Here is a 25,908-nt window from a genome sequence, read left to right on the forward strand (position 1 = left end):
TCGAGCAAGATTGGCTGGTGTGGTTCTATTCATATGCCAAATATACAAAAAAATAATGTTGACTAAACGATATATACTTGTAATAATACAAGTTAATCGGATGTTAAGTGACTCCGCTTTACTTCCCAAAGGAGGGTATGCAGTGAAAAAAGGTAAACGCTTTCTTGGATTTGTACTCGTCATGGTTTTGCTTGTCCCGTTCGTGCCCGTCTTAAGCTTCGCAAACGCGTCAGGCACTGCGGATACGGTATTGGCTTTTACGGTCCATAACGGTACAGACTCCGAATCAAATCGCTTCGCCTATGTTCGATTCTCCAATGCGGGTATCGGTACATATGTAACGCAGCCGGGCGATCGACTCGTGTACGATGTCAAGCTTGCCGAGCCCCTGTCAGGCGCCGGAGGCATCGACATCGGATTTGACGGAGGGAAAAATCTAAGGGACAACACGGTAGATCTGAATGCCCTGTCGGGACATCCGGCGACGGATCTCACCGCGCATGCTTATGGTCGATGGTACACGAGAACCTTGACCTTGCCTGCAGGAAAAACGATTCAGGAATGGAGACTTGCCGGGGAGAACGATACGGCAGGACTAGCGTATACCGCGTATTACGACAATATTCGGATTATGAATAACGACGAGGTGAAATTAACGGCCTATGAGAACGGAACGCCGGTTCTCAATCAAACCGCTTTTCAGAATGGAACGAGCAGTTATTCGCTGACGGCGAAGGAAGTTCGCCGCAAGGCCGATTTTACGGAGCCTTCCGGGTTCGCGATCAACTACACGGTCGCTAATGCGACAGACAGCACGGCGAATCGGCATCAATACAAGCGCATTTCCACTGCCGGGGAGAACGAATTTGTTTTCCAATCGGGAGATCGCATCGAATATTCGGTCAAGCTGCTTAGCGATGCGGCGAACGCTGGCGGCATCGATATCAAGACAACGGATGGGCATTTTTTCCGGGATCAGGCGAACTGGAAGGATCAAAACAACATCAGCGGTCATCCGGCTAACGACCTGCGCCCCCACGCCTTGAACGAATGGTATCATCGCTCCTTGCCGGTGCCCTCCTCGATGGTCGGCAAGATGATCGATGGCTGGTATGTAGCTGCCGAAAACGATCAGCCGGGTTATACGTATGCTTCGCTGTACGACAATCTGCGGGTCGTTCGAAACGGCGTTGCTGTCCTCTGGGGATACAAGGATGGCGATGTTCAAGGGAATCCGGCTCACACCGATACGCTCACGCAATCCGGCGTAGATGGCGGGAGCCTCAGCGGCTACAAAAACTATGCGTTGTATTTAAATGTAACGAATGATAATGCGGGCGGAAACAAACTGGCCTATTATCGGTTTGCTACGAACACGCATGTATTCCAGCCCGGCGATGTGATCGAATATAACGTGCTCGTCACCCGGCCGGAAGGCGGGAGAGCCGGACTTGATGTGTGCGTCACGACACAAGAATGCTTCCGCGATTCGGGCTGGCAGGATCAGAACGGGATAAGCGGCCATCCGGGCAGCGACCTGTCCGATTATGCCTATGGCAGCTGGTATACACGCAAGCTTCCTGTGCCGCCTGCCATGGTTGGCAAGACGGCGGACAAGTGGATCGTTGCCGGAGAATCCGACCAGAATGGGCTGCAATATGCGGCATACTTCGATCATGTGACCGTTACGAATGGCGGGACGATCAAGAACATTATCTATCAAGACCAGGCAGCTCCGCCAAGCGCGGCAATGGAGCTGGCGTACGGGGTCGTCGCCTCGGATACCTCGCTGAGCGCAGTATGGAACCCGTCGACGATTCCATTCCGCGCGCAGAAGATAACCACATCGCTCCCGGTAGAGACGCCCGTCATCGCGGGATTCGTGGCCACGGATTTTAATGCGAGAGGCGACGGGAAGACGGATGACACGGTTGCCCTGCAAACCGCGATCGATCATGCCTTCGCGGCGGGCGGAGGAACGGTATGGGTTCCGACGGGCGTATATGTGATCCGCGGGACGTTGAACATCCCCAAATCCGTAACTCTGCAAGGGGACTGGAAAAATCCTGACGCTCCGAACGGGCTTGGCGTGGGCACCATCCTCCAGGCCTATGCCGGCAAAGGGGACGCGAATGCCGAGCCGTTCCTTACGGTCGGACCGAGTGCGGCGGTGCGAGGCATGACGATCCTCTACCCCGAGCAGACGCCGTCCAACCCTGCGGTCTATCCGGCAACAATCAAGCTGCAGGATAACGGATTCGGGTATGCAACCGCAGAGAGCTTGACGCTTGTGAATCCGTATCGTGCCGTCCAGATCGGACCTGAGGGGAACGAGAATCATGTGATCCGCGATGTGTTCGGCACTCCGCTGAAATACGGCATCTCGGTCGGCAATACGACGGATGTCGGGCGCATACAGACAGTCAAGTTCGCTCCGAGCTACTGGGCCGATTATCCCGGCTCCGACGTCGACGTAACGCTGCTGAAGACAACGCTGCAGAGCGCTACGGCGTTAACGATACTCCGCAGCGATTGGGAATATGTGTATGACTTTAATGCCATCGATTATGGGGTCGGGATGTTATTCGAAGAGGACGCGACGGCTTCGGGCCTGACGAGGGCGGGGAACGGCCAGTTTTTCAAGGTCGATATTCGGGGTGCGAACAAAGCCATCGTCCTCAACGGCTTGAACAAGCACGGCATCTCCGTCACTCGTTGTACGCTGGAGGCGACGAGCGGCGCCGATCCGATGAATATTCAGACCGGCGCTTCCTTCGCATCGGTAGCGCAATTCAGCGGCTGTACGTTCGGCGGTACGCCGAAGCATAATCTGTACACGGCTCCAGGATCGGCAGGTACGGTAACGGTCCAAGGCTCCAACTTCGCGAATTGGGGATACACCGGCACCCTCGATCATCCTGCCGTGATGGCGGCAGGCGGCACGGTTATGGTACAGGGGAGCGCCTTCAACCAGTCCAAGCTGGCGGTGCGGATCGCTGCGACGGCTGCAGCCGCGAACATACTGGGCAATTCGTTCGTCGGCGCTCCGCAGATCGATAATCAGGCCTCTTCGAATCCGAACGTAATCATCGATCATACGCCGCAGGATTATGAGCCCGTGCCGCTACAGGATCCCGAGCTGGGTACAGCGCCGACTGTCGCGGGCAATGCATTTATCGTCGTGACCGATGCGCCGTACAATGCGGTGGATACCCGGCATGTGACGACGATCGATAATACGGCCGCTTTCCAAAAAGCAATCCAAGCCGCAGCGAGTCAGAACGGAGGAATCGTCTACGTGCCGCCAGGCCGGTACCGTTTGAACGGGACATTGAATATTCCTGCCAACGTGGAGCTGCGAGGCGTTCATGACATCGGCCATCATACGACAGGCCTGGGCTCTGTTCTGCTGACGGTAACGGGCGAGGGGAATGAATCGGCAACGCCGTTTATTACCTTGCAGAGCGGTGCAGGCGTCCGCGGACTGACGATCTGGCATCCGCAGCAAGACCATGCCGATGTCAAGGCTTACCCCTGGACAATTCAAGCGGCGGGGACGAATGCCTGGGCCATGAATATCGCGCTGGGCAATGCGTATAAGGCGGTTGACTTCGGCACCCATCCTTCGGGTGGGCATTATATAGCGAATATTACAGGCTCGCCCTTAAGGGAAGGGATCTTCATTGGCAATTCGACGTCTGCCGGGAGGGTGCTCAACACCCAGTTTAACGTTCATTTCTATTTCAAGACCTGGACGACGTACTTGCCGGGATCGACGGATTACGCCGATTACGATGCGATCGTACCCAATACGTTTAACTATGTTTCCTCCAATCTTGATGCGCATATTAAGCTAGGGCATACGACCAACGAGACGCTGTTCAACAACTTCGGCTACCGCTCCAGCAAAGGCTTGCACTTGATCTCGCAGCCTGGCGGGGCATTTCACGGCACGGTCTATGGGCAAGGCGAGGACGGCTCCGTTCAACCTGTCGTTATCGATGCCGTCAGTCCGAATGGAGCGGTATTCGTTAACTTGACGACGGACTCGATCAGTCAGAGCTTCCTCACGATCGCTGATACCGTCGGCGTGAATGCGCCCTTGAAGTTCTTTAACTCGATCTTCGGTTCCTACAATCTTGTCCCTCCAGGGGGCGTCGTCATCCAGGGAGGCGACGTGCTTATCCAGCAGGCGCATGTGGAGACGAATGCATCGGGAAGCAATGGCGGAATCTCGATTACGGGAGGGAAGGCCAAGGTGTACAATACCGTGTTCAGTCGGATCGGTCCGATCGATGCCGCAGGAGAGGCGTTCACGACACAGACCGATGTCAAGGACGTCGTCATCGGGGCAACGGCCGTATCGGCACAGGTTATCGGCAACGTCAGCAGAAATCGCTTTGATCTTGTTAATCAGGCGGGTGCCCAAGCTGAAGTACAATTCAACATCGCAAATTAGGCTTGCGATCGAAAGGCTGGAGATATGAGATGACAAGGGATCAGCGCCATTACGATGCGCAAGTCGTACAGACGGTATGGACGGGAGGGGCTCCGGTTATCTCTGCCTTCCGCGCAACGGACTTCGGCGCGGTAGGGGATGGAGTGACGGATTGCACAGCCGCACTGCGCCAGGCGATTGCGGCGGCAGCCGAGGCCGGCGGCGGATCGATATGGCTCGCAGCGGGGCGCTATCGGATTAGCGGTACGTTGAAGCTGCCGCGCTCGGTCTATCTCGTCGGCGAATGGCAAGCTCCTCCGCGCGGGCTCGGACAAGGGACGATCCTGCTGGCTTGTCCGCCTGCCGATCATCCGGAGCCACTCCTTATTGTGGATCAAAGCGCGGGGGTCGTCGGGCTGACGATCTATTACCCGGAGCAGCGACTGGATTCACCTATTCCGTATCCTGCGGCGATTCAATTAGGAGAAGTCATGGGAGACTTTGCATCGATTCGCAACGTGACGCTCGTCAATCCGTACATCGGCATTCTCGTAGGTCCGTTGAATAACGAGCTGCATACGGTTCAGAACGTATATGGATGTCCTTTGAAGGTCGGGATCGCCATTAACAAAACGTATGATATCGGCCGGATCGAAGAGGTGCACTTCTCGCCTGAGTATTGGTGCGATTATCCGCAGAGCGGTATCGAGCGGGAACGGCTGACGGAGTGGCTGCGACGGGAGGCGATCGGCATGCGCATCCAGCGGAGCGATTGGGAATACGTCTACCGGTTCACGACAGTAGACTACGGGATCGGCATTGCATTTGACAAAGACCCGGAATCGCCGGATGTGACGGACGGAGCCAACGGTCAAATGTATGGTCTATCCCTTACGGGGGCCAGAATCTGCATCAAGCTTGATTACTTGAATACGATCGGATTAGCGATGACGAACAGTCGGTTTGAGACGGTAACGGGAGGCGTCGCTGTCCAGGCAGGTCCCCATTTTGCCTCCGTCGCCCAATTCCACGGATGCAGTCTGGAGACGGAAGGGCGGGCCATCGCGATGGCAGCGGCGGCGACGGGGACGCTTTCCTTTCATCAAGCAACGATAAACCGGCATGCTTCCTCCACGGAGGAGGAGGCATTCGCCGTGGACATCGAGGGCGGGACCCTGTTGATGAATAGCTGCGACTTCTCGGGCATCGAGAGATGCGTGCGTCTTCATGGCGGCGTGCAGGCGGCTTCTGTTCTGGGGAGCCGCGCGATCGACGCCGCGCAATTCGTATCGATGGGTGAGGAGGATGGCAGGGTTGTGATCGATGCCGATGTCAGCCGGGGCGAGAGGATGGCATACCCCGAGCTGGAATTGGGCGAAGCGCCAGCTCCGCAAGGTCAGGCCTTGATTGTCGCTACGCATGCACCCTACGGCGCATGCCCTGACGGTGTGCGGGATAATACGGCGATCTTCCAGGACGCGCTGCAGCAGTTGGCGGAGCAAGGCGGCGGGACGTTGTTCGTTCCGCCCGGGCAGTACCGATTCGAGGGCTCGCTTGTCGTGCCGTCCGGCACGGAAATCCGCGGCGTCAGCGAGATGCCTCATCATACGATGGGGGGCGGCACGGTGCTCCTGACGGTGCAGGGAGAAGGAGACGAGGAGGCCGAGCCCTTCCTGGTCCTGAGCGGGGGCTGCGGTTTGCGAGGCGTAACGGTGTGGCATCCCGACCAATCCTATAGCTCGGTGAAACGCTACCCGTGGACGATCCAGTCCCGAGGGAGGGGCAATTGGCTCGTCTATGTCACGTTTGGCAACAGCTACAAAGCGGTCGATTTTGGCTCGTATCCCTCCGGCGGCCATTATATTGAATTTTTGGCGGGCTGCGCATTGCGAGAGGGGCTGTATATCGGTTCCTCCGACGAAGCGGGCTGGGTCAAAAACGTTCATATGAATCCGCACTTCTATTTCCGCACTTCGATGGCCGGGTTGCCAGGCGGCGCCAGGGATCGGACGGAAGAAGAGACGATGTTCCATGAGACGTTGGCGTATATGGACGTTCATCTCGAATATGCCTTTCGTTTCGGGCGCACCTGGCAGGAGACGGTATTCAACAGCTTCAGCTACCGTTCGTATGTGGGGCTGCGGATGGAGGAGCAGGACGGAGCGGCCTTCCGCGGCGTCCTGCTCGGTACCGGCTGTGACGGCACGGTCAAAGGCATGATCATCGCATCCACTGATCCAGACGGTCTGCTGATGATCAATACGAACGTGGACATCGTCAATGACGCTTACCTGTACCTTACGCCACCCGCCGGCGCCGCATTCAAGCTGAAGCTGGCGAACAGCATCTTCGGCGGCTACAACCTGAATCCGCAGTATGGCATCGTTGTAGAGGGGGGAGAGGTACACATCGAGCAAGCGCACTTCCGCGCGAACAGCGCGCTGTTCCGGAATGGGGCGATCAAGCTCTACAACGGTAGATTGCATGTGCAGACGTGTACCTTTAGCCATATCGGACCGATCCACGGCGAGGGCTTCTCTCGACAGCAGGACGTCACGGACATCAGCATCGGCAGCGCTGGAGAGGCTGTCGTCGAAGGCAACGTAGCGAAGGATACGTTTAAGGTCGTCGATTATACGGAAGGCCGCGCAGTGCTGAGAGGAAACGTAGCCGCAACCTCATAACTCGTCTTTGCGGGGCACGACCAATGCGGCGGTCGAATCCAGCAGGTTCAGATTCGGAGAGAGCACGATGTTTTGCCGTTCCTGCTTCGGATTGGCGATGACGGAGAGCAGCAGCCGAGCTGCCTCCGTGCCCAGACGATGCTCATCCTGCCTGACATGGCTCAGCGCAATGCTGGCGACCGGATGCGGATCATAGTCGTAGCTCACAACGGACAAATCCTCTGGAATTCGGAGCTGCAGCTCCTTGGCGGCCTCCAGAAGCGTATAGACCGTTGCGGAATTGATCGTGAAGATCGCGGTCATGTCGGGATGACTTCGAAGGAACGCTTTAATTTCTTCCTTGTAATCGGGATCGACGGCATTCGTATCCAAAATGGTATTCATCTTTTCATTATTGAAATGCTCGAGCTTTAATCGGTGATCGACCGGAATGTGATGCTCGGCCAGCGCCTTGTCGTAACCGAGCAGCCGGTCCTCGATGCTTGTCGTGCCGTAGCTGCGCGTACTCAGCACGCCGATGCGGGTGTGGCCCAATTCGAGCAGATGCTTGACGGCGCGGTAAGCCCCGTCCGTATTATCCGAGTAGACGCAATTGGTGTCGATTCCCCGAAAATACCGGTCGACCAGGACGATGGGAAACTGGTTCATGGTCAGGCGTAAAATATCCTCATTATAGGTTTGTTCTTCGACGGGGAAGATGATGATGCCTTTGACGTTCAGTTGAAGCATACGTTTGATGACGTCCTTCTCCTGGGCCTGGGAATCATGCGTCTTCGCGAAGATCAGGTGATGACCGTGGGCGGATAGATACTCTTCGATGCCGCTAAGAATCCGGGCCGTAAACATGTTCGATAGCCACGGCATCATAAAAGCTACGAGTGGCTTCTCGTCGCTCGCCGGCTCGGATTCGTAGAGCTGAGGCTCGCCGCGTTCGCTGGAAGACACGAACGAGCCTTTTCCTTGCACGCGATAGATGAGGCCGCTCTCCGTCAGCTCGCTCAAGGCGTTTTTTACAGTAATGCGGCTGACCTTGAATTGTTTGGCCAGTTCGTTCTCGGAAGGCAATCGGTCGTCAGGCTTCCACACCTGCTGTTTTATATTGTCCAAGATGTAATCGCGAATTTGCGTATACATCGGCACGCGCGGGGCTTGCTTGCTCAATTCGTTCAACTCCTATATGAGATGTTGTCGTTTACAAGCGTATTTTCTGGTGGTAATATTTATTATATACAAATATACAAGGTGAGTAAAGTTGTCTGTAATATTATCGATAGAAAGGGATTACAATGCCTAAAAAACAAATACACCTTATCTCGCACAGTCACTGGGACCGGGAATGGTATATGCCATTCGAGCGTTTTCGGATGCGGCTTGTTCGTTTGTTGGATGAAGTTATAGCCTTGCTGGAAGCCGATGCGGGGTTCAAGTCGTTTCATTTGGACGGTCATGTGCTGCTCATCGACGACTACCTGGAGATTCGGCCGGAAAAGGAACCGATCATCCGCAAGCTCGTCAGCGAAGGTAAGTTGGTGCTCGGTCCGTGGTATGTGCTGCAGGATGCTTTCCTTACGAGCGGCGAAGCGCAGGTGCGCAATATGCAACTGGGACTGCAACGCGCCGAGGAACTTGGCGGGGCCGCAATGATCGGGTATTATCCAGACACGTTTGGCAATATTTCGCAATCCGCACAACTTCTGCAGGGCTTTGGAATTAAGTCTGCAATATTTGGCAGAGGAATTCAAGCCATAAATGAAAATAACAACATCAAAAATCAAGCGGACCCGCAAGATGTTCATTCGGAAATGCGCTGGGCATCCCCTGACGGCTCAAGCATATTGGGGATCTTCCTGGCGAACTGGTATCATAATGCGATGGAGCTCCCGGTCGATCCCGAATCCGCCCGCCAAAGGGCGGAGGTGATCGCGCACAACACGGAGCGCTACGCCTTGACGAGGCATCTGTTATGGTTGAACGGGTGCGACCATCAACCGGTTCAGAAAAATGTTGCCGAAGCCATCGCGGTGTTGAATCAGGTCATGGGGGCGGACTATGAAGCGCGCCATAGCAGCTTCCCGGAATATATCGCTGCTGTAGAGGCGGAGCTCCAAGACTGCCGTACCGTTACGGGAGAGCTGACGGGAGAGCGGACGAACGGATGGGGAAGCCTGGTCAATACGGCCTCCTCAAGAATGATATTAAAGCGCTGGAACGCAAGGCTGCAGCGCGAGCTCGAAAGATGGTCGGAGCCGTTCTCGACGATGGCTGCGGATTTCGGGGCAGGGTACCCGGGCGCTTTTATCGGACAAGCCTGGAAGTATGTCCTGCAAAATCACCCGCATGATAGTATTTGCGGATGCAGTATCGACGAAGTGCATGACGAAATGATCACCCGGTTCAAAAAAGCGGACCAGATTGCGAGCAGCGTCACGGACGAAGCGTTAAGGTCGATTGCGAGCAAAATCGATGGGCATGGGGCATGGAAGCAGTTAACGATCGATTCGGAGGGAGCCGTCTATTCGATCGTTATTTTCAATGCTTGCGACCGGCCGCAGACCGATAAGGTGACCACGATCCTCGAGACGGAGGAGACGGATTGGGATCGTTATACGCTCTTCAATGCAGAGGGCGAGCGTGTGGCTTGTCAGATAGAGGATCACGGTGTCGTCCATGGCTTCACCTTGCCTGATGACCGGTTCCGGGTACGATGGACGAAGCGGCGATACACCGTGACCTTCCTCGCAAGCGACGTGCCGGGGATCGGACATGCGCTCTATTATATGGCCCGTATTCCCGAGCAACGGCTGGTGCAGGCAACCGCCTCGGGCGCTTGTTACGATCCCGCCGCAGCGACGTGGAAGATGGAGAACGAGCGTCTTCGCTTGACCGTCCAGGAAGACGGCTGCTTGTCGCTGCAAGACTTGCGTTCGGGAGAGATCTATCGCGATCTGATGATCCTGGAGGATACAGGCGACATCGGCAACGAGTACGAATACCGGCAAGCGGAAGGCTCGGCGCCCCGATTATCCTTGGGAACCGCGGTGCTCGTGGAGGATGCGTCGGACGGGATCGAACCGAGGCTGCGAATGGTTCACGAGATGGAGCTTCCTGCGCAGAGAGAAGGCAGCGGAAGAAGCGTTGGTACAGAAAAGCATCGGATCGCGCTGACCCTAAGTCTAAAACCGGATCGGATCGATGTGGAGGCGGCATGGGTGAATCAATCCAAGGACCATCGCTTGCGTATTCTGTTCCCATCGGATATCCGAACGGATGTCGTCTATGCCGATTCGCCGTTTGACGTTGTCGAGCGAAGGATCGAGCCTTGGGAGGGCTGGGAAAATCCGAGCCGGTGCGAGCGCATGCAAAGCTTTTTTGCGCTGCAGCACGGTTCGCGAGGACTGATGGTAGCCGCAGACGGGCTGCCGGAGTATGAAGTGCTGCGGGATGAACGCCGGACGATGGCGTTAACGGTATTGCGATGCGTCGGCGAGATGGGGGACTGGAACTACTTCCCGACACCGGGGGCGCAATGTCTGGGCGAACAATATGCCCGTTTCTCTATCATACCTTTCTCGGGAAGCCATACGACTGCAATTGTAGAGGCGCAGCGTTTTTTATTGCCGCTGCGATCTGTATTCGGAGAACTTCCGTCAGGCAAGCTCCCGGCCAGCCAGGCGTGGTTAACCCATGACGGCGAGGATAGCGTGGTGCTGACCAGCTTGAAGCTTAACGAGGGAACGCAGGAAGCGGTATTGCGATACGTGAACCTAAGCCAGGCAGAAGCCCGGGCGGTATTCAGGGGGACGCTGTTCCAACATGTCCAAGGGGTGCGGGATGCGGATCTGCGGGAGATTCCGCTCGGCTACGAAGCGATCGCGAACGATGAGATGCGAGCTAGCGTACCGGCCAAAAAAATCATGACGAAAATGATTCCGCTTTCTTTACAAGATTGAGGTATACATGATATATTGTAATAGACAACTTAATTAACTTGTATATTTGTTAGGGGTTCTCATACTAAGACAGAGGTGAAGCGTAAGGTGAAAAAATGGGTGGCTTTGACGATTTGTGCAACGATGGTCATGATCTCGGCGTGCAGCGGAGGTAAAAACGTTCCTGATCCGCAGAACGGCGGTAACGCGAACGGGAAGGATCCGGCTGCGACATCCTCGGATGCTCCCAAAAGCGATGTCACGCTCTCGTTATGGCATTTCAAGGTTGCTTTTGATCCGGGGTTTGCGGCTGTAGCCGAAGCCTTCGAGCAAAAGACGGGCATCAAGGTAGAGACGCAGGTGACGACCCCGGACGACGCGTATCGTCAGAAGCTGACCGCAGCAGCTACGACCCAGAACGCTCCAGATCTCTACATGTATTGGGCGGCGCCGGCTGAAGGCGCCTACGACGGGTTGGCTTATGAGTGGAGCGGCGACCTGGAATCCGATGCCGCATGGAGGGATTCGTTTTTCCCTAGTGCTTTGTCGGGCGTCCAGGTTACCCAGGACTATATCGATGCCTGGAAGAAAGAAGATGCCATCAGCGCATGGAAGAAAAACGAGACCAAGCCGGGACAAGTATACGGCATCCCGTTGGATGTAGGCAGCTTCTATACGATCTACGGCAATAAGAAGATTCTGGAGGAGGCCGGTGTTGACACGGATGCGCCTGCGACGATGGAGGAGTGGCTGGAGCGCATGCAAGCCGTGAAAGCAAAAGCCGACAAGCCAGGCTTGGTCTTGGCGGGCAACACATTCGCCGTATACGAGAATTGGTTCGTCAACTTCGTCGACTACATGAAGAACGGACCCGAATCGTTCGAAGCGTTCATGATGCGCGAGGAAAAAATGTCCGATCCGAAGCACGCGCATGTGGCGGAGTTTATCGAAACGATCACAAAGGAAAATCTGCTCATGCCGGGAGCGGTCGCCCTGGATATCGATCCGGCGGACCAGGCGTTCTCCCAAGAGCAGGCGGCCTATCTGCTAGGCGGTACGTTCACCTATGCCAGCCTTTCCGCGATGGGGATGAACATGGATGACGTCATCAGCTTCCGGGTTCCAGCCTATAAGGACTCGGTGGAACCGGATGCCAAGGTGAATCCGTTCCCGCTGGTAAGTATGGTTGTCAATAGCAAGGGGCAGCACGTGGAAGAAGCCGTTGAATTCGTCAAATTCCTCACCTCCGAAGAGGGCATGATCTTGTATGCGAACAAGGCCTTCGATATTCCGGCGGTGAACATCGAGGATAAAGAAGCGCTGCTGCCTGCGATCAATTCGATGATGTCGTCCTTGAGCATGGAACCGAACTGGTTTTTCTCCAATCCTCATGTGGTGGGCAAGTTCGGTAATCAGGAATGGATTGGGTTCCATGATAACAAGCAGCGGATGATGCTCGGGGAGCTCACGGCTGAGCAAGCGGCGGAGCAGTTCGATAAAGACGCTGCAGCCGAAAAAGCAAAAGAAAAATGAGTCATGGACGGAGGGAGTGATGCGCTCCCTCTTTCCTTTCTAATTGGAGGCCTATTATGAAAAAGGGCGGGGCTACCCGGAAGTATCCATTGCGTGAAATGTTTACCGCTTACTTGCTGCTATCTCCTGCTGTACTTTTATTTCTTGTGATCGGGTTGTTTACGGTGGTGTTTTCTCTGTGGCTCTCATTCCATCATCTCAAGCAAGGCTCCGTGGTTAGCAGCGCGTCGTTTGCAGGCTTGGACAACTTCCGAGATTTCTTGTTCGGCGAATCTCCGGTGCTTGCGAGAAGGTTCTGGCAGGCGCTCGTCAATAACCTGATCATCGCGGGCTCGATCGTAACGTTCGTCATCATCATCTCCTTGTTCCTCGCAGTGCTCCTGCAGAAGATCACGATAGGCGCCAAGTTTTTTCGGACCGTCTTTCTCGTGCCGATGATTACTTCCTCCGTGGCCATCGTGTATGTATGGCAAGGAATTTTCGAGCCGAAGGGCGCGTTGAATAAAGTGCTGGAATCGCTAGGCCTGACGCAGTTCATCGCGACCAACGGCTGGCTCGGCGAGATGAGCACCGCGCTTCCGGCGATTATCGTCATCCTGGTATGGGGCGGCATTCCCGGCACGTTGATCTTATATTTTGCCGGCTTGCAAACCGTAGATCAGCATCTATACGAAGCGGCGGAAATCGATGGCGCCAACGCCTGGAAGAAGATGCTTCACATTACATGGCCAGCGTTAAAGCCCATTACGGTCATCGCCATTGTGTTCAATCTGAATGCGGCTTTGCAAGTGTTCGATCCGATATGGATTACGACAAAAGGCGGACCGGCGGGATCGACCATGGTCGTCAATGTGCTCATCTATCAGGAGGCGTTCGGGGATGGAGATATGGGGCGCGCCAACGCGATGGGCTGGACGATCTTTGTGCTGACGTTCTTTTTGTCGCTCCTGAGCATGCGCGCGTTAAAAGAAAATAAATAGGAGGTAGAGCCGTGCGTTTATCGATCCTTCCCAAGACCGCGATGTACCTCATTCTTATGCTTTGGGGTTTTGTATGTCTCTACCCCTTGCTTTGGATGATAGGCGCGTCATTCAAAACGCCGCTTGATGTGCTGAACACGTATACGATTTTCCCGGCCGGCAAGTGGCATTGGGAAACCTATGTCGATGTATGGAACCGAATGAAATTTTTCAAGTATTTTCTCAATAGCCTGAACGTTACGTTCTGGACGTTGCTCTTAATCAATGTTTTGTTCTGTATGGCCGGCTTTGCCTTCGCCAAGCTGCGTTTTCCGTTCAGGGAATCGATGTTCTATGCGTTCCTGGGCATGATGTTTGTACCAGGAATCACGGTGCTTGTCCCGCTGTATTTGACCGAGCATTATTTGGGGCTGCTCGATACGCATGCCGGCATCATCTTGCCGATGGTTAACGGCTCGGCGCCGATCGCCATCTTTTTGTTCCGCAATTATTTCCGTACTCTTCCGCATGAGATTTATGAATCGGCCAGGGTTGAGGGAGCGGGGATTATGCGGATTCTGTTTCAGATCTATATCCCTTTGGCCGTCCCTGCGATTGCTACCATCACGACGATGAACTTTCTGGGGGCGTGGAACAACCTTGTACTGCCTATGGTGATTCTTAATTCCCAGGAGCTTTATACGCTGCCGTTGGCCGTCATGCAGCTCGATACTGGCGTATTCAGACAATGGAACGTATTGATGGCAGGCTCGCTTATTACGGTCATTCCTATTTTGCTTTGCTTCAGTTATTTGCAAAAGTATTATTTGAAAGGCTTGGCTGCAGGAGCGGTAAAATCATAGATTAAGAGGTGCTGTAAGGTGAAATTCGTACTCGAGAGGCCGTGGGAGCTTAAAGGGTCGTATCAAGGATTTTGGGAATTCAAGCGAAGCATGGAGTTGAATACGGAGATTAAAGGCATCATGCCGTTTATACCGGCGCAAGTGCCGGGCAGCGTCCATTGGGATCTTCATCAGGCGGGGGTTCTCCCCAATCCCTACGTAGGCACGCAATCGCTCGCTGGCGAGTGGGTCAACGATCGGGATTGGATCTACCGCACCGTTTTTCGGATCGATCCTGCGTGGCGGCACCGCCGTATTCGTCTTGTATGCGAAGGGATCGACTATGAGGCAAGAATAAAGGTCAATGATCATTTTATTGCCGACCATAAAGGGATGTTTACTCCCGCGAGCATAGAACTAGATGAGGCATGGCTGAACATGGACGGGGACAACGAGTTGTTGATCGTGCTGCGCCATACGCCAGAGGGCGTCCCTCAGTTAGGGTATACGAATAAAGTCGATCATCTGAAAAGCAGATTCGGCTATAAATGGGATTTTTGTCCGCGGCTTGTGCATGTAGGCTTATGGAAACCGGTGTACCTCGACATGACGGGCGAGCATCGGATTGCGGATGTTCAGGTGATTTCGTCGTGTGCGGCGAACGAGTGGGTGGCGGATGTTCACATTCAACTCGACCATGCCATCGGTGGCAGGCTGGAGGGGCAGATTGAGTTGCTGGATGCGGAGGGGCATATCGTGGAGAGACGGCCGTTCGCGCTACAGGCGCGCCCTGGACTGCAGCAGCACAAGGAACGTATCGTGATCGACCATCCGCAGCTCTGGTGGCCGAACGGCTACGGTGAACAGCCGCTCTATCAAGCGTCCGTAAAGGTATGGCCCAGCGACTCCGCGTACAGCCGGGAGGATCCTTCCGATGAACGGTCGACTCGATTTGGCTTGCGGGCGTTAACATTTGAGCAGAATCCCGGGGCTCCAGCCGATTCCGCAGCGTTTACGATTCATGTGAACGGCACCCCTCTTTTTATCAAAGGTTGGAATTGGGTACCGGTCGATATTCTCTATGGGCGCGAGTTGACTGCTGAGTACCAACGGTTGATTGCGCTTGCCAAGGCAGCGCATATTAACCTGCTGCGCGTATGGGGCGGGGGATTGATCGAGAGAGAGTTGTTCTATGATCTGTGCGATGAAGCGGGCATTCTCGTCTGGCAGGAAATGATGCAGTCCAGCTCGGCCTTCAATAACGAGCCGAGCACGACCCTCGAGTATAGGGAGCTGCTGCGTTCGACGATGACGCATGTCATCAAAGAGAAGCGAAACCACCCTTCGCTAGCCATATGGTGCGGAGGCAACGAGCTGACCAGGGATGGACATCTGGAGGACGTGCTCCGGCCTCTGAACGACGAGCATCCTACGCTGAGGATGCTGAGAGATCTGGTGGGGGATCTCGACCCGGATCGTTTGTTTCTGGCGACCTCGCCTACCGGGCCGTCTTTTTTCCTAAGCGACGAGACTGCGGGGCGCGGGATAAGCTATGACGTGCACGGTCCATGGAAATACGGAGGCTCGAAAGGACATTATTCGCTATACAATAAGAGCGACGCCTTGCTTCATAGCGAATACGGCGGAGACGGCTATGCGTCCTTGAGCAGTCTCAATACGTTTCTGACAGAGCTGTCCTGGGATTCTTCCAAGGCGGAATCGATGGAATGGTTGCATCACGGGTACGAGTTTTGGAATATGGACGAGCAGTTGGCGTTGTTATTCGGTCCTGTGGAGGATATGGAGGCGCGCGTTCAATTCTCGCAATGGCTGCAGGCGGAAGGTCTGCGATACGCGGTTGAGTCTAACCGCCGCCGCGCTCCCCGCTGCAGCGGAAGCGTGCTGTGGCAGATGAATGAGCCTTTTCCGAATATCGCCTGTACGAGTTGCGTCGATTATTACGGAGATACGAAGCTCGCTTACCATTGGGTAGCTCTGGCGCAGCAACCGGTGCATGCGTCCCTGCAATACGAGCAAATCGTATACGAGCCCGGCGAGACATTCGAAGGGGAATGCTTCGCGCACATGGACCTGCCTGTCGAATCCTGTGCCGTCGGCTGGACGCTGCGGGATGCTGAAGGCCGCATTCATGAGGAGGGGAGATTCGCATGCCAGACCGGCACTCATCCGTCGCAGCATGTAGGACGGATTGTCTGGGCGATTCCAGAGGGGATCAGCTGCTTTTTCATCCGGCTTACCTTGACCGACGAGATATCCAAGCGTGTCTACTCCATCAATGAATACGCATTTGCGATACGAGTGGGGAGCGCGAGGCCTGAGCTGGAAGCGTTCAGAAGGCTGCCCCAAACCGAATTGCAGTGGGCTCGCGAGGGGCAGGCGTTGTCGATCACCAACACAGGCCAGACCGTGGCTCTGTGGGTCAGTGCGGAAGCAAGCATGCTCGAAGGTCCCCCCTTGCGCCCCCTTCTGGACGGCCAGTTAATATTCCCGAACGAAACCCGGCAGGTCCGACTGCCCGAAGCTTCAGCTTCGGAGGCCGATGCAGCGAACTGGATCGCCAAAGGCTGGAATACGCGAAGGGCACGTTAACTTTAGGGCTCGCTTCGCTCGGGCTCATCGTGTCGTCGTCCCCTGGGCGGCGACCGATGCTTTCGAGTTTGCTAATACCGCACTCAGGCGTGGCAAAGGGATGCCTAGCTTTTCGGCTTCTCTCACAACCTCAGATACCGCAAACCCGGCTTTACTATTGTTGTATTCCATGAAAAGTCGCGCCAAGCTGCCCTTGGCAAAAATAACCTTGTTAAAAAGCGGGCCGAGCAGCGCTGGCGGAATCTTGGTCAGCAGTAGCGTAATCGCGTCCATCTTAGCGCCTCTTGCTTTCAGTACAGGCAGCATTTCCCTCATATGCTTGCCGACATTGGCGAAGGAGTCGCGATGATTCATAATGGCTGGAAAACTTCCCCGTCTTAACACCTCGGCCTCCATCGCCGCATTCATGGCAAAGTGATTCCATAGCCAGCTTTGCATATCCTGGATCCCATTGATTTTAAACCGGGCGCTTTCAAACAGTGCTTTGAACTTGGCGTTGATCTGCTCCGTGCCTGCCCGCGGCTTCTCCAGAAAGATCATTTTCAAAAAGCCGCCTCTCAGCCGATTGTCCGCGATGCCGCCCCCTGCTGCTGGAAAGCCAAAGACCACCTGGTTCATAGACAAAGGCGAGATCGCGGATGGCAAGTCCTGCCAAAGATTATTGAAGATGAGGATTGGGGTGTTCCCGGCGGCAGTCGCCAGGAGCTGTGCTGCTGATGGGAGCTGCTCCGTGTTGACGCTCGCAATAATGAGATCATAATCAGAGCCGATCTCCTCATGCAGGGTGACGTTCCAGTTTTCTTTAATGAGCTGTTTCCCTTTTCGTGCGTCCCACATTTCAAGCACGATCTGATCTCCGAACGCTTCTTTTCTCCCTTTTCTAACATAAAACGCAACCGTATGGCCTGCCTTTTCGAGTGCCCAAGCATATTGGGTGGTGATGACGCCTCGACCGAAAAATAAAATTCTCATGCTGGCCTCCTGGATATTCATATTCACCCTAGTTGATCATCCAACAACGTGTTGTATAATGTTATTGTATAGACTCACTGTAGGGTCATCAACCATCAGATTTTGAAGATCTGTCGCATCATCGATGGCACAGAACCTGGAGGTCAAGCATGAATAAGCAACCTGAAATAACGGACAAAACGAGACAAACCTTTATTAATGTCTTCTGCGACTTGTATTGCCAAAAACCAATTGAAAAAATATCCGTGCAAGAGATTGCCAAGCTATCCGGATACAATCGCAGCACCTTTTATCAATACTTTACGGATATCTATGCGTTGTTGGATTTCGTTGAAGAGCGTGTCTTACAATCCATTCACGAGGAGATGGCGAGCCGAGAGTTTTCTACCCATACGTTCCAGGATGCGCTGCAATGTCTGGAAAACGCAGAGGAAATATCCGTGCTGAAAGCCCTCTTGGGCGACTATGGCGCGGTTCATTTTATTGAACGGCTGAAAAGAGAAATTCCTTTTGAGCGATTGATTTTTGAACAATTCCCCACAAATGAGGTCTTGGCGCCCTACATCATTGAGTTTTACATCTCCACGTTACTCTCGATGTTTCGCCTGTGGATACGCAATGACAAAGATCTATCGTCGGAAGAGCTGGTCCAATTGATCGATAGCCTGTTTGCCAATGGAATCACATCGCATCATATCTTCGGGATGAATCATCCGCAGCGTTAATCAGAGAGGAGGGGGCTTGTGCCCAAAAAGGACAATATGCTGGCGATCCTGTGGATGTTGAACTCGGGAGAGAAGTGGACGGCACAGCAAATCGCAGAAAAGCTGGAGATCCATATCAGAACCGTGTATCGCTATATCGATGCCCTATGTGCCAGCGGCGTCCCGATCATAGCCGATACCGGGCATAATGGCGGGTATAGCTTGCTGCGCCAATTCATCACCTCTCCGTTGCTGTTTAGTATGGATGAAAAAAAGGCCTTGCTTCATGCGGCCCAGTTTGCAAAAGAAGCTGGCTATCCTTTGAGCGAGGCATTAGAGCAAGCAACCTCCAAATTGAAAATGTATTCGAATCCGGAGCAGGAAGGGATGCTAACCCATCACTTGGCCGGATTCGAGGTCATCAACCGCAAGGGATACCCGGCCGTTCAGCCGGTATTGCAGCAGTTAGAGCAGGCGGTTGCCAATGAAAGCTCGGTCGAAATGGCTTATCGCAACAGACATGATGAGCAGTCCCCGGTCAGGGTGATAGACCCTTATGGCGTGGTGAATTGGAACAATAAGTGGTACACCATTGCATTTTGCCACCTGCGGCGCGAGGTTCGCAGCTTTCGGGTAGATCGGATTCTGACTCTCGCTCGTACGGCATCCTCTTTCAAGCGTCCCGCTGATTTTTCGGCGCGCACTTTTTTTATGAACAAGCTGTTGCCGGGTGGAGAAGGGAGCTCCGAGTTTATTTCACTCATTATTGACGGCAGGGCAGAGGCATTGGATGATCTATGCATGCATTGGTTTTTGGAGCATCATTTGCAGGAGCGAACCTCGACGCAGGCTGTTTTTTTAATCGAGACAGAATTGCTGTATACCCATGTACCGAATATCCTGCTCCCCTACGGGAAGTCCGTTCAAGTGATCGAACCACAGCAGCTAAAGCATAAGCTTGTGGCGCTTGTGGCAGAGTTAATGGAATATTATGAAGCGTAACGACTTCACTGACAGCGGTTGTCAGTGAAGTTGTTTTAATATAAGGGTAACCACGCATATCAGATGAATGGTTGCTGGGACCCAATACACTTGATGAGGAGCACTAACAAATGAACCCTACCGTTTACCTTTATGTGTTTGATACGATGTCCGATTGGGAGATCGGGTATGTAACCGCCGAGTTGAACACGGGAAGATACTTCAGAAAGGGGCTGTCCCCGGTCAAAGTCGTCACCGTTGGGATCGACAAGACGCCTGTTACGACAATGGGCGGACTAAAAATCCTGCCTGACCTTACCGTGGAGGAGTGCGTCATGACGAGCGCAGATGCGCTTATACTGCCTGGCGGAGATACATGGATGGAAGCTATTCACGCGCCTATCTTAAAAGTGGCCGAGAGGTGTCTGGAGGAAGGGATCGTAGTGGGAGCTATTTGCGGCGCTACCTTGGCACTGGCGCAATCGGGATTGCTAGATTCGCGTTGGCACACCAGCAATGATCTGGCCTACCTAAAAATGGTGTGTCCTGCTTACGCAGGCGAAGACGATTACAAAATGGAACCTGCTGTGATCGATCGGAATCTGATCACTGCAAGCGGAGTCGCGCCCTTAGAATTTACGGTTCATGTATTACAAGCGCTTGATGTATTTGCTCCAACAACGTTGGACGCTTGGTACCGGCTGAATAAAACGCATGAACCGAAATATTTCTATGCGTTAATGAACGCCGTGCAATGACAGTTCGTTGAGCTGTTCAAGAAGGCGGCCGCTATACAGATGCGCTATGAGGCAAGCGAGGGACTGTCGCGCGACGTGAACATCGCGCGGCTCCCTTGTCTTATTGCTGCTTTCTTTTTTCCTACATGATTTGAATAATCGTAATGTTCGATTGATCCGTAACAAACTCCGGATTGTTTGGGGTTCCCTCCTTGGTTATAAAAAACTCCAGGATGAAGTTAGCGCCTGTACTAACCAGGCAGCTGGCTTGCAGCGTGAATTCTCCCGCAGCCGGATCTTCCGTGCCAATGGTTTGCTCCAACATCCCGCTTAACGGTCTTGCCAGTAGATTAAGTTTAACCGTCTCTCCTGGTACCGGATGTCTGAAACGGATATTGAAGGAGATCAGGTACACGCTGTTAGGTAACAAAAGGATAAAATCGTCGTCAAACTCAATGGTTGTAGGGCTGTTATTAAATGCTTCCTCTAAAGAAATCGGACTGTTGGCAATGGAACCTGTGGGACGAAATACAGCCATATTCCTCAGAATCGTATAGCCGGTAGCGCCTGTGGGGCCGGTACCTCCCGGCATACCTGGCGCACCGTCGGGGCCTTGTGCGCCTGTAACGCCGGTCGCACCGGTCGCACCGGTCGCTCCCGTGGCCCCGGTCACGCCCGTGGCGCCGGTTAGTCCCGTGGCGCCGGTCACACCCGTAGCGCCTGTCACGCCCGTCCAGCCCGTGGCGCCGGTGGGCCCTGTCGCTCCCGTTAGTCCCGTTATTCCTGTAACACCCGTGAGCCCCGTCACCCCTGTTGCGCCTGTGGCGCCTGTTACGCCGGTGGCCCCTCGCGGTCCGGTGACTCCCGTGACACCCGTCCCGCCTGTGGGACCGGTCGGTCCGGTTACCGCTTCGCCTGTCCCGCCGACGGGACCTTGGTGGCTTATCTCGATCCACGGCGACCAGTTAGCCCCTGTATCCGGACTGCTTCGATAATATAGCACCGGATTGGAGATATAGATTTGCTGTATATATTGCTGTACTGCGGACACATACAAGGTCCATACCGCCGGATGCGTTGGGAGCGGAGAGTCGGGACCATTGAGCGGCGGATCCCCATTTGGATTCATCGAACGATGGCTCCCTGGCTGAACCATTTGGCTCAGGTCGCTATACGAGGGATGGTTAAAGACGGGATAAAACCCATTCGCTGCATCCAGGGTAATATCTCCCGTAAGTCCGTTGACGCTGGCAACCGCCGCTGCGGGGCCGGTTGGTCCGGTCACGCCGGTAGGCCCGATTACGGTCGGAATGCCAGCGGCCGTCCGCATTTTGGAGTCCAGCATCATTTCTTGGCGGAAGATCGTATCGAGCATCGCCTGACTGCTGCTGTTGACCGCGAGCACATCGGCAATCGAGACATCCGGCCCGGTTGTTCCTGCCAGGGTGCCCAAGGCGAATTGAATTTTTTCCCCTTCCGCATTAATTATGTGCGCGAGTCCAAGCTCCTCCATCGCGATCGACGAGAACAGCAGGTTAACGGCATCATCACGCGATAAGGTAATGGTTGGCGTAATATTGGGCAGATTGGGATTGGACATGGGCTACACACCTCCTTCAGGGCTTTCCCTAAATAAAGACTGCATAAGAACAACGCTAATCGTTGAGTAGTCTGCATCAAATTCAACATTACTTCCAGGAGGATCTAAACTATAATTCGTTATTATCTCAAAGTTCCCATCGATACCAACTTGAATCAAACCGCCCGATTCCAACGTTACTTCTCCCACAGCAGGCTGGCCGAGTTCAACTGTTTGCTCCTTAATGGCAGTTATACGAGCATCCGCACCTCCCATTATCACCGTGGCTACTCCCTTAAACACACCGTCCGTGATAGGCGGGTCCACCTTAAGTCTCAGAGAATAAGAAATATAAAAAACACTGTGTAACAGCAAATAGAGATTGTCAACATTCCATGCGATTCCTTGAGGGTCATTATTAAATACTTCCGTATAAGGAACATAAAAATTAGCCGGGAATGAGCCGGAAGTGGAAAATCCACCATTGTTGCGAATAATAAGCGGACCGGTGATACCGGTAGACCCGGGTAAGCCAGTGGCCCCCGTAACACCGGTCGCACCGGTCGCGCCGGTCGCGCCCGTCAGGCCGGTCGCGCCGGTCACCCCCGTAACACCCGTCGCGCCCGTTGCGCCGGTCGTGCCGGTGCCCCCCGTCCATCCCGAAGCGCCGGTCGCGCCAGTCGCGCCTGTCATACCGGTGGCTCCAGTCTGGCCAGTCGAGCCCGTGACGCCAGTCGAGCCCGTCACCCCCGTAGCACCCGTTAGACCCGTCGCGCCTGTTGGACCGCTTACGCCGGTAGCGCCTGTTGGACCCGTTGCGCCTCTCGGCCCGGTCGCGCCTGTAGGTCCCGTTACCGTCGGGCCGGATGCGCCCGTTGGACCGCGCTGGCTGATCTCCACCCACGGGGTCCATAGCGTGACGCCGAGCTGGATGCTGCGGTAATACATCACGGGGTTGGAGATGTAGAGCTGCTGGATATAGTCGCCCACCCGAGATACATACAAGGTCCACACGGCAGGGTGCTGGGGAAGCGGAGCATTCGGACCGTGCAGCGGAGCCGCACCGTTGGGATCATTGGAGCTATAGGCTCCGGGGTTCGTGTAATCATCCAGGTCGCTGCCAGATTCTCCCGTCAAGGAGATCGGAAAAAAGCCGGTTGTCGTATCCAGCGTGACAGCTCCTGTCATGCCGTTGATGCTGACGACTCCGTCAGACGGCCCGACGGGGCCGGTCGGTCCTTGCGGGCCGATCACCGTTGGCAGAGCGGAAGCGGTCTTCAGCCTGGAATCCAGCATCATCTCTTGACGGAAGACCGTATCGAGCATCGCCTGGTTGCTGCTGCTGACGTTGAGAATATCTGCAATCGTAGCAGGCGGCCCGCTTAACCCGGCCAGCGTGCCCAGGGCAAACTGCATTTTTTCTCCTTCTGCATTGAGAATATGCGCGAGTCCAAGCTCCTCCATGGCGATCGACGAGAACAAGAGATTGAGCACATCGTCGCGCGACAAGAGGATGGTTGGCGTAATGTTGGGCAGGTTAGGATTGGACATGGTTCAACACCTCCTTGGTAGATGAGCATCCAATCCGGCCTACAGGATCTGGAGGATGCTCAGATTGGATAGGTCTGGATTAAACGCAATCGGATTTGCGGGTGGCGTTGTCGTGGCCCAGGCCCTCAGGTTAAGGGTTGCCGGCGGATTGGTATAGATCAACCCTGCTGCGTACAAAGCTATTTGTCCCGGCGCAGGATCCCCCGCGATCGTCTGGGATTGCTCGATAATACATCCTATATCCTGCTCGGCCCCATTAAGGAAAGTCAATATTTGGGCACGTGCGGTTCCTGCTGGGTCCGGCGTCGTAATTGCCATTCGGAAGCTGAAGGAAACATAGTAGTAGCTGTTGGGCAGGAGCGTGATCGTCTGGCCATCGGGTGACAATTGGATGGTAGCAGGGCTGGTATTCGTCACGCCTTGGAATACAATGGGGCCCTGCGTGTCCGAAACCGCGCCGGTAGGCTGATAGATGGCAAAGTTGTCGATGACGGAAGGTCCTAAAATACCAGAATCCCCCTGAACCCCGGTTGTCCCCGTGGGTCCGGTCACACCTGTCGCTCCGGTCACACCTCGGGCCCCGGTCGCGCCCGTAGGTCCAGTTACACCTGTAACGCCTGTAACGCCTGTAGGCCCGGTCGCGCCCGTTACCCCCGTGACGCCCGACGCCCCGGTCGCGCCGGTTGGTCCGCTCACGCCGATACGACCAGTCATCCCGGTGCGGCCGGTCACGCCCGGCGAGCCTGTTGCGCCGGTCGAACCTCTTGACCCCGTGGCGCCGGTAGACCCGGTGGCTCCGGTCGCGGCAGTCGGGCCAGTCGGACCGCTCGCGCCGGTCGGACCGGCGATGCTTGCTCCAGTCGGGCCTGTTGGACCGCGCAGGCCGATTTGTTCCCAATTCGTCCAGTAGGCGCCATTATTTGCGCTGCTACGGTAGAACAGCACCGGATTGGAAATGTACAATTGCTGGATATAGCTGCCCACCTGCGATACATAGAGCGTCCATACCGCCGGATGTGCCGGTAGCGGCGACTGCGGACCATTCTGAGGCGCTGTGCCTGCAGGATTATTGGAGCTATAGACCCCTGCCTCGATGAATTGATTCAAATTGCTGAAGGAGGGTTCCGTATTATGAAACGGTAGAAATCCGGTATCCGCATTCAGTATGACATCGCCGCTCATGCCGTTGAGGCTAAGAACCGGGCCCGTTGCTCCGGTGATGCCGACAGGTCCGGTAGGCCCGATCAGTGAAGGAATGGCCGAAGCGGCCCGCAGCTTGGAATCCAGCATGATCTCCTGCCGGGCAATCGTATCCAGCATGGCTTGGCTGCTGCTGTTCACAGCCAGAACATCCGCTAGCGTGGCAGCCGGTCCGCTTAATCCCGCCAGGGTGCCGAGCGCGAACTGAATGTTCTCTCCTTGCGTATTGATGACATGCGCCAAGCCGAGCTCCTCCATCGCGATGGAAGAGAACAAGAGATTCAACGCATCGTCGCGCGACAAGCTTATGGTCGGGGTGATATTGGGCAGATTGGGAGTGGACATAGGCTACACACCTCCTTTTTACTTGGCTGTACAGATTCATATCAGGCGACAACCGGATAGGCAGCAGCGCAAGTTTATACTGGATTTCGCATCAGGTTGTCTACTATACGTTATGTCCAAGCTCTCGAGCCTGTACATCCAAATGCCCTGTTAGGCCGCAAAAAGGGCGGCAAACAAAAAATGCAGTCGTTGTAACAGGCCAATGCTTGGACGGCCTATTATTACGACTGCATATAGTCTCAGGGTTTAATTATATTAAAGTTATAATTGTCATTGAGCATCTCTCTGGAACCATTGTTATAGTAGTATTCGCTATATTTAAGACCCCTATATTAGTAGAGACTTGTCCGCGGAGATCGATAATCGCATTTGCCGTGTGATTAATATCGGTGTTGTTAATTGAAATGGAAGCTGTTCCCGGAATAGGATTAAATGGAGGATCGGGATAAGCAGCTCGTGCAATTTGGAAATTATTTCTATACTGTTGACCTACAGAATAAATGATTAGATATGCGTGCTCAGGGCTTAAAGTAAATATTCCGGGGCTTTCAAGGGATACTGTACCGGTTGGTCCACTAAGCGAATTAAACGGTACTGCACCTGAAAGGCCGATAGAAGGATTTGTGCCCATTATAGTGGCATATACAGAGTTGAGAGCTTGACCGGTTGCCCCTGTCGGCCCGGTCGCCCCGGTCAATCCGGTGGGTCCGGTGAGGCCGGTCGGCCCCGTGACACCGGTCGGTCCAGTAAAGCCCGTCGAGCCGGTAACGCCGGTCGGTCCCGTGATGCCGGTAGCGCCCGTCGATCCGGTCGGCCCTGTGATTCCAGTGAAGCCAGTAGACCC

The 25,908-nt window shown here is 54.6% G+C and carries 16 protein-coding genes; 10 read left to right on the forward strand and 6 right to left on the reverse strand.

Features of this window, described 5'->3' with window-relative positions:
* The first annotated feature begins 142 nt into the window (after positions 1-142).
* Together PA598K_RS13435 and PA598K_RS13440 are read left to right on the forward strand one after the other, a co-directional pair.
* The gene (locus PA598K_RS13435) at positions 143-4,459 is read left to right on the forward strand and encodes a glycosyl hydrolase family 28-related protein (protein WP_185601923.1); all 4,317 of its coding nucleotides are present in this window, start codon (positions 143-145) and stop codon (positions 4,457-4,459) included.
* A 29-nt stretch (positions 4,460-4,488) separates the two neighbouring features.
* Complete coding sequence (locus PA598K_RS13440; protein ID WP_128657465.1) at positions 4,489-7,122, forward strand: glycosyl hydrolase family 28-related protein; 2,634 nt, start codon at positions 4,489-4,491, stop codon at positions 7,120-7,122.
* Here PA598K_RS13440 and PA598K_RS13445 read toward each other — a convergent pair.
* Entirely contained in the window at positions 7,117-8,283 is a 1,167-nt protein-coding gene (locus PA598K_RS13445) for a GntR family transcriptional regulator (RefSeq protein WP_128657466.1), read from the reverse strand. The genes PA598K_RS13440 and PA598K_RS13445 overlap by 6 nt on opposite strands.
* Positions 8,284-8,408: 125 nt before the next feature.
* Here PA598K_RS13445 and PA598K_RS13450 point away from each other — a divergent pair, with 125 nt between their 5' ends.
* The 5 genes from PA598K_RS13450 to PA598K_RS13470 all read left to right on the forward strand — a co-directional run bounded on the left by PA598K_RS13450 (position 8,409) and on the right by PA598K_RS13470 (position 16,995).
* The gene (locus PA598K_RS13450) at positions 8,409-11,072 is read left to right on the forward strand and encodes an alpha-mannosidase (protein ID WP_128657467.1); all 2,664 of its coding nucleotides are present in this window, start codon (positions 8,409-8,411) and stop codon (positions 11,070-11,072) included.
* An 87-nt stretch (positions 11,073-11,159) separates the two neighbouring features.
* Positions 11,160-12,584 carry an ABC transporter substrate-binding protein gene (locus PA598K_RS13455; protein ID WP_128657468.1) on the forward strand — a complete coding sequence of 475 codons (1,425 nt, stop codon included), beginning with the start codon at positions 11,160-11,162 and terminating at the stop codon, positions 12,582-12,584.
* A 56-nt stretch (positions 12,585-12,640) separates the two neighbouring features.
* Positions 12,641-13,564, forward strand: a complete 924-nt coding sequence (locus PA598K_RS13460; protein WP_128657469.1) for a carbohydrate ABC transporter permease — start codon at positions 12,641-12,643, stop codon at positions 13,562-13,564.
* 11 nt (positions 13,565-13,575) lie between these two features.
* Positions 13,576-14,406 (forward strand): carbohydrate ABC transporter permease, encoded by an 831-nt coding sequence (locus PA598K_RS13465; protein ID WP_128657470.1) that lies wholly within the window; start codon positions 13,576-13,578, stop codon positions 14,404-14,406.
* Between the two features lie 18 nt (positions 14,407-14,424).
* The gene (locus tag PA598K_RS13470; RefSeq protein ID WP_128657471.1) at positions 14,425-16,995 is read left to right on the forward strand and encodes a glycoside hydrolase family 2 protein; all 2,571 of its coding nucleotides are present in this window, start codon (positions 14,425-14,427) and stop codon (positions 16,993-16,995) included.
* Between the two features lie 24 nt (positions 16,996-17,019).
* Here PA598K_RS13470 and PA598K_RS13475 read toward each other — a convergent pair whose 3' ends face one another.
* A complete protein-coding gene (locus tag PA598K_RS13475) occupies positions 17,020-17,967 on the reverse strand; it encodes a ketopantoate reductase family protein (protein ID WP_128657472.1) in 948 nt (315 codons plus the stop codon).
* A gap of 149 nt (positions 17,968-18,116) precedes the next feature.
* On the opposite strand from PA598K_RS13475, the gene PA598K_RS13480 reads away from it, so the two are divergent.
* The 3 genes from PA598K_RS13480 to PA598K_RS13490 all read left to right on the forward strand — a co-directional run bounded on the left by PA598K_RS13480 (position 18,117) and on the right by PA598K_RS13490 (position 20,410).
* On the forward strand, positions 18,117-18,692 hold the full coding sequence (locus tag PA598K_RS13480; RefSeq protein ID WP_128657473.1) for a TetR/AcrR family transcriptional regulator: 576 nt from the start codon (positions 18,117-18,119) through the stop codon (positions 18,690-18,692).
* 18 nt (positions 18,693-18,710) lie between these two features.
* Positions 18,711-19,673, forward strand: coding sequence for a helix-turn-helix transcriptional regulator (locus PA598K_RS13485; protein ID WP_128657474.1), 963 nt, complete (start codon positions 18,711-18,713; stop codon positions 19,671-19,673).
* Between the two features lie 110 nt (positions 19,674-19,783).
* Entirely contained in the window at positions 19,784-20,410 is a 627-nt protein-coding gene (locus tag PA598K_RS13490; protein WP_128657475.1) for a type 1 glutamine amidotransferase family protein, read from the forward strand.
* 121 nt (positions 20,411-20,531) lie between these two features.
* Here the strand turns inward: PA598K_RS13490 and PA598K_RS37920 are convergent, their stop codons facing one another.
* The 4 genes from PA598K_RS37920 to PA598K_RS37935 form a co-directional block, all read right to left on the reverse strand.
* Positions 20,532-21,989, reverse strand: coding sequence for a pyocin knob domain-containing protein (locus PA598K_RS37920; protein ID WP_128657476.1), 1,458 nt, complete (start codon positions 21,987-21,989; stop codon positions 20,532-20,534).
* Between the two features lie 3 nt (positions 21,990-21,992).
* A complete protein-coding gene (locus PA598K_RS37925; protein WP_305779783.1) occupies positions 21,993-23,519 on the reverse strand; it encodes a collagen-like protein in 1,527 nt (508 codons plus the stop codon).
* A 39-nt stretch (positions 23,520-23,558) separates the two neighbouring features.
* Positions 23,559-25,064: a collagen-like protein gene (locus PA598K_RS38770; RefSeq protein ID WP_185601925.1), complete on the reverse strand. Its 1,506-nt coding sequence runs from the start codon at positions 25,062-25,064 to the stop codon at positions 23,559-23,561.
* Between the two features lie 250 nt (positions 25,065-25,314).
* Positions 25,315-25,908 (reverse strand): collagen-like triple helix repeat-containing protein (locus tag PA598K_RS37935; protein ID WP_260405399.1); only part of this gene is annotated, 594 nt, incomplete at its 5' end.

It is taken from the genome of Paenibacillus sp. 598K, from assembly GCF_003851045.1.
GTDB lineage: Bacteria > Bacillota > Bacilli > Paenibacillales > Paenibacillaceae > Paenibacillus_D.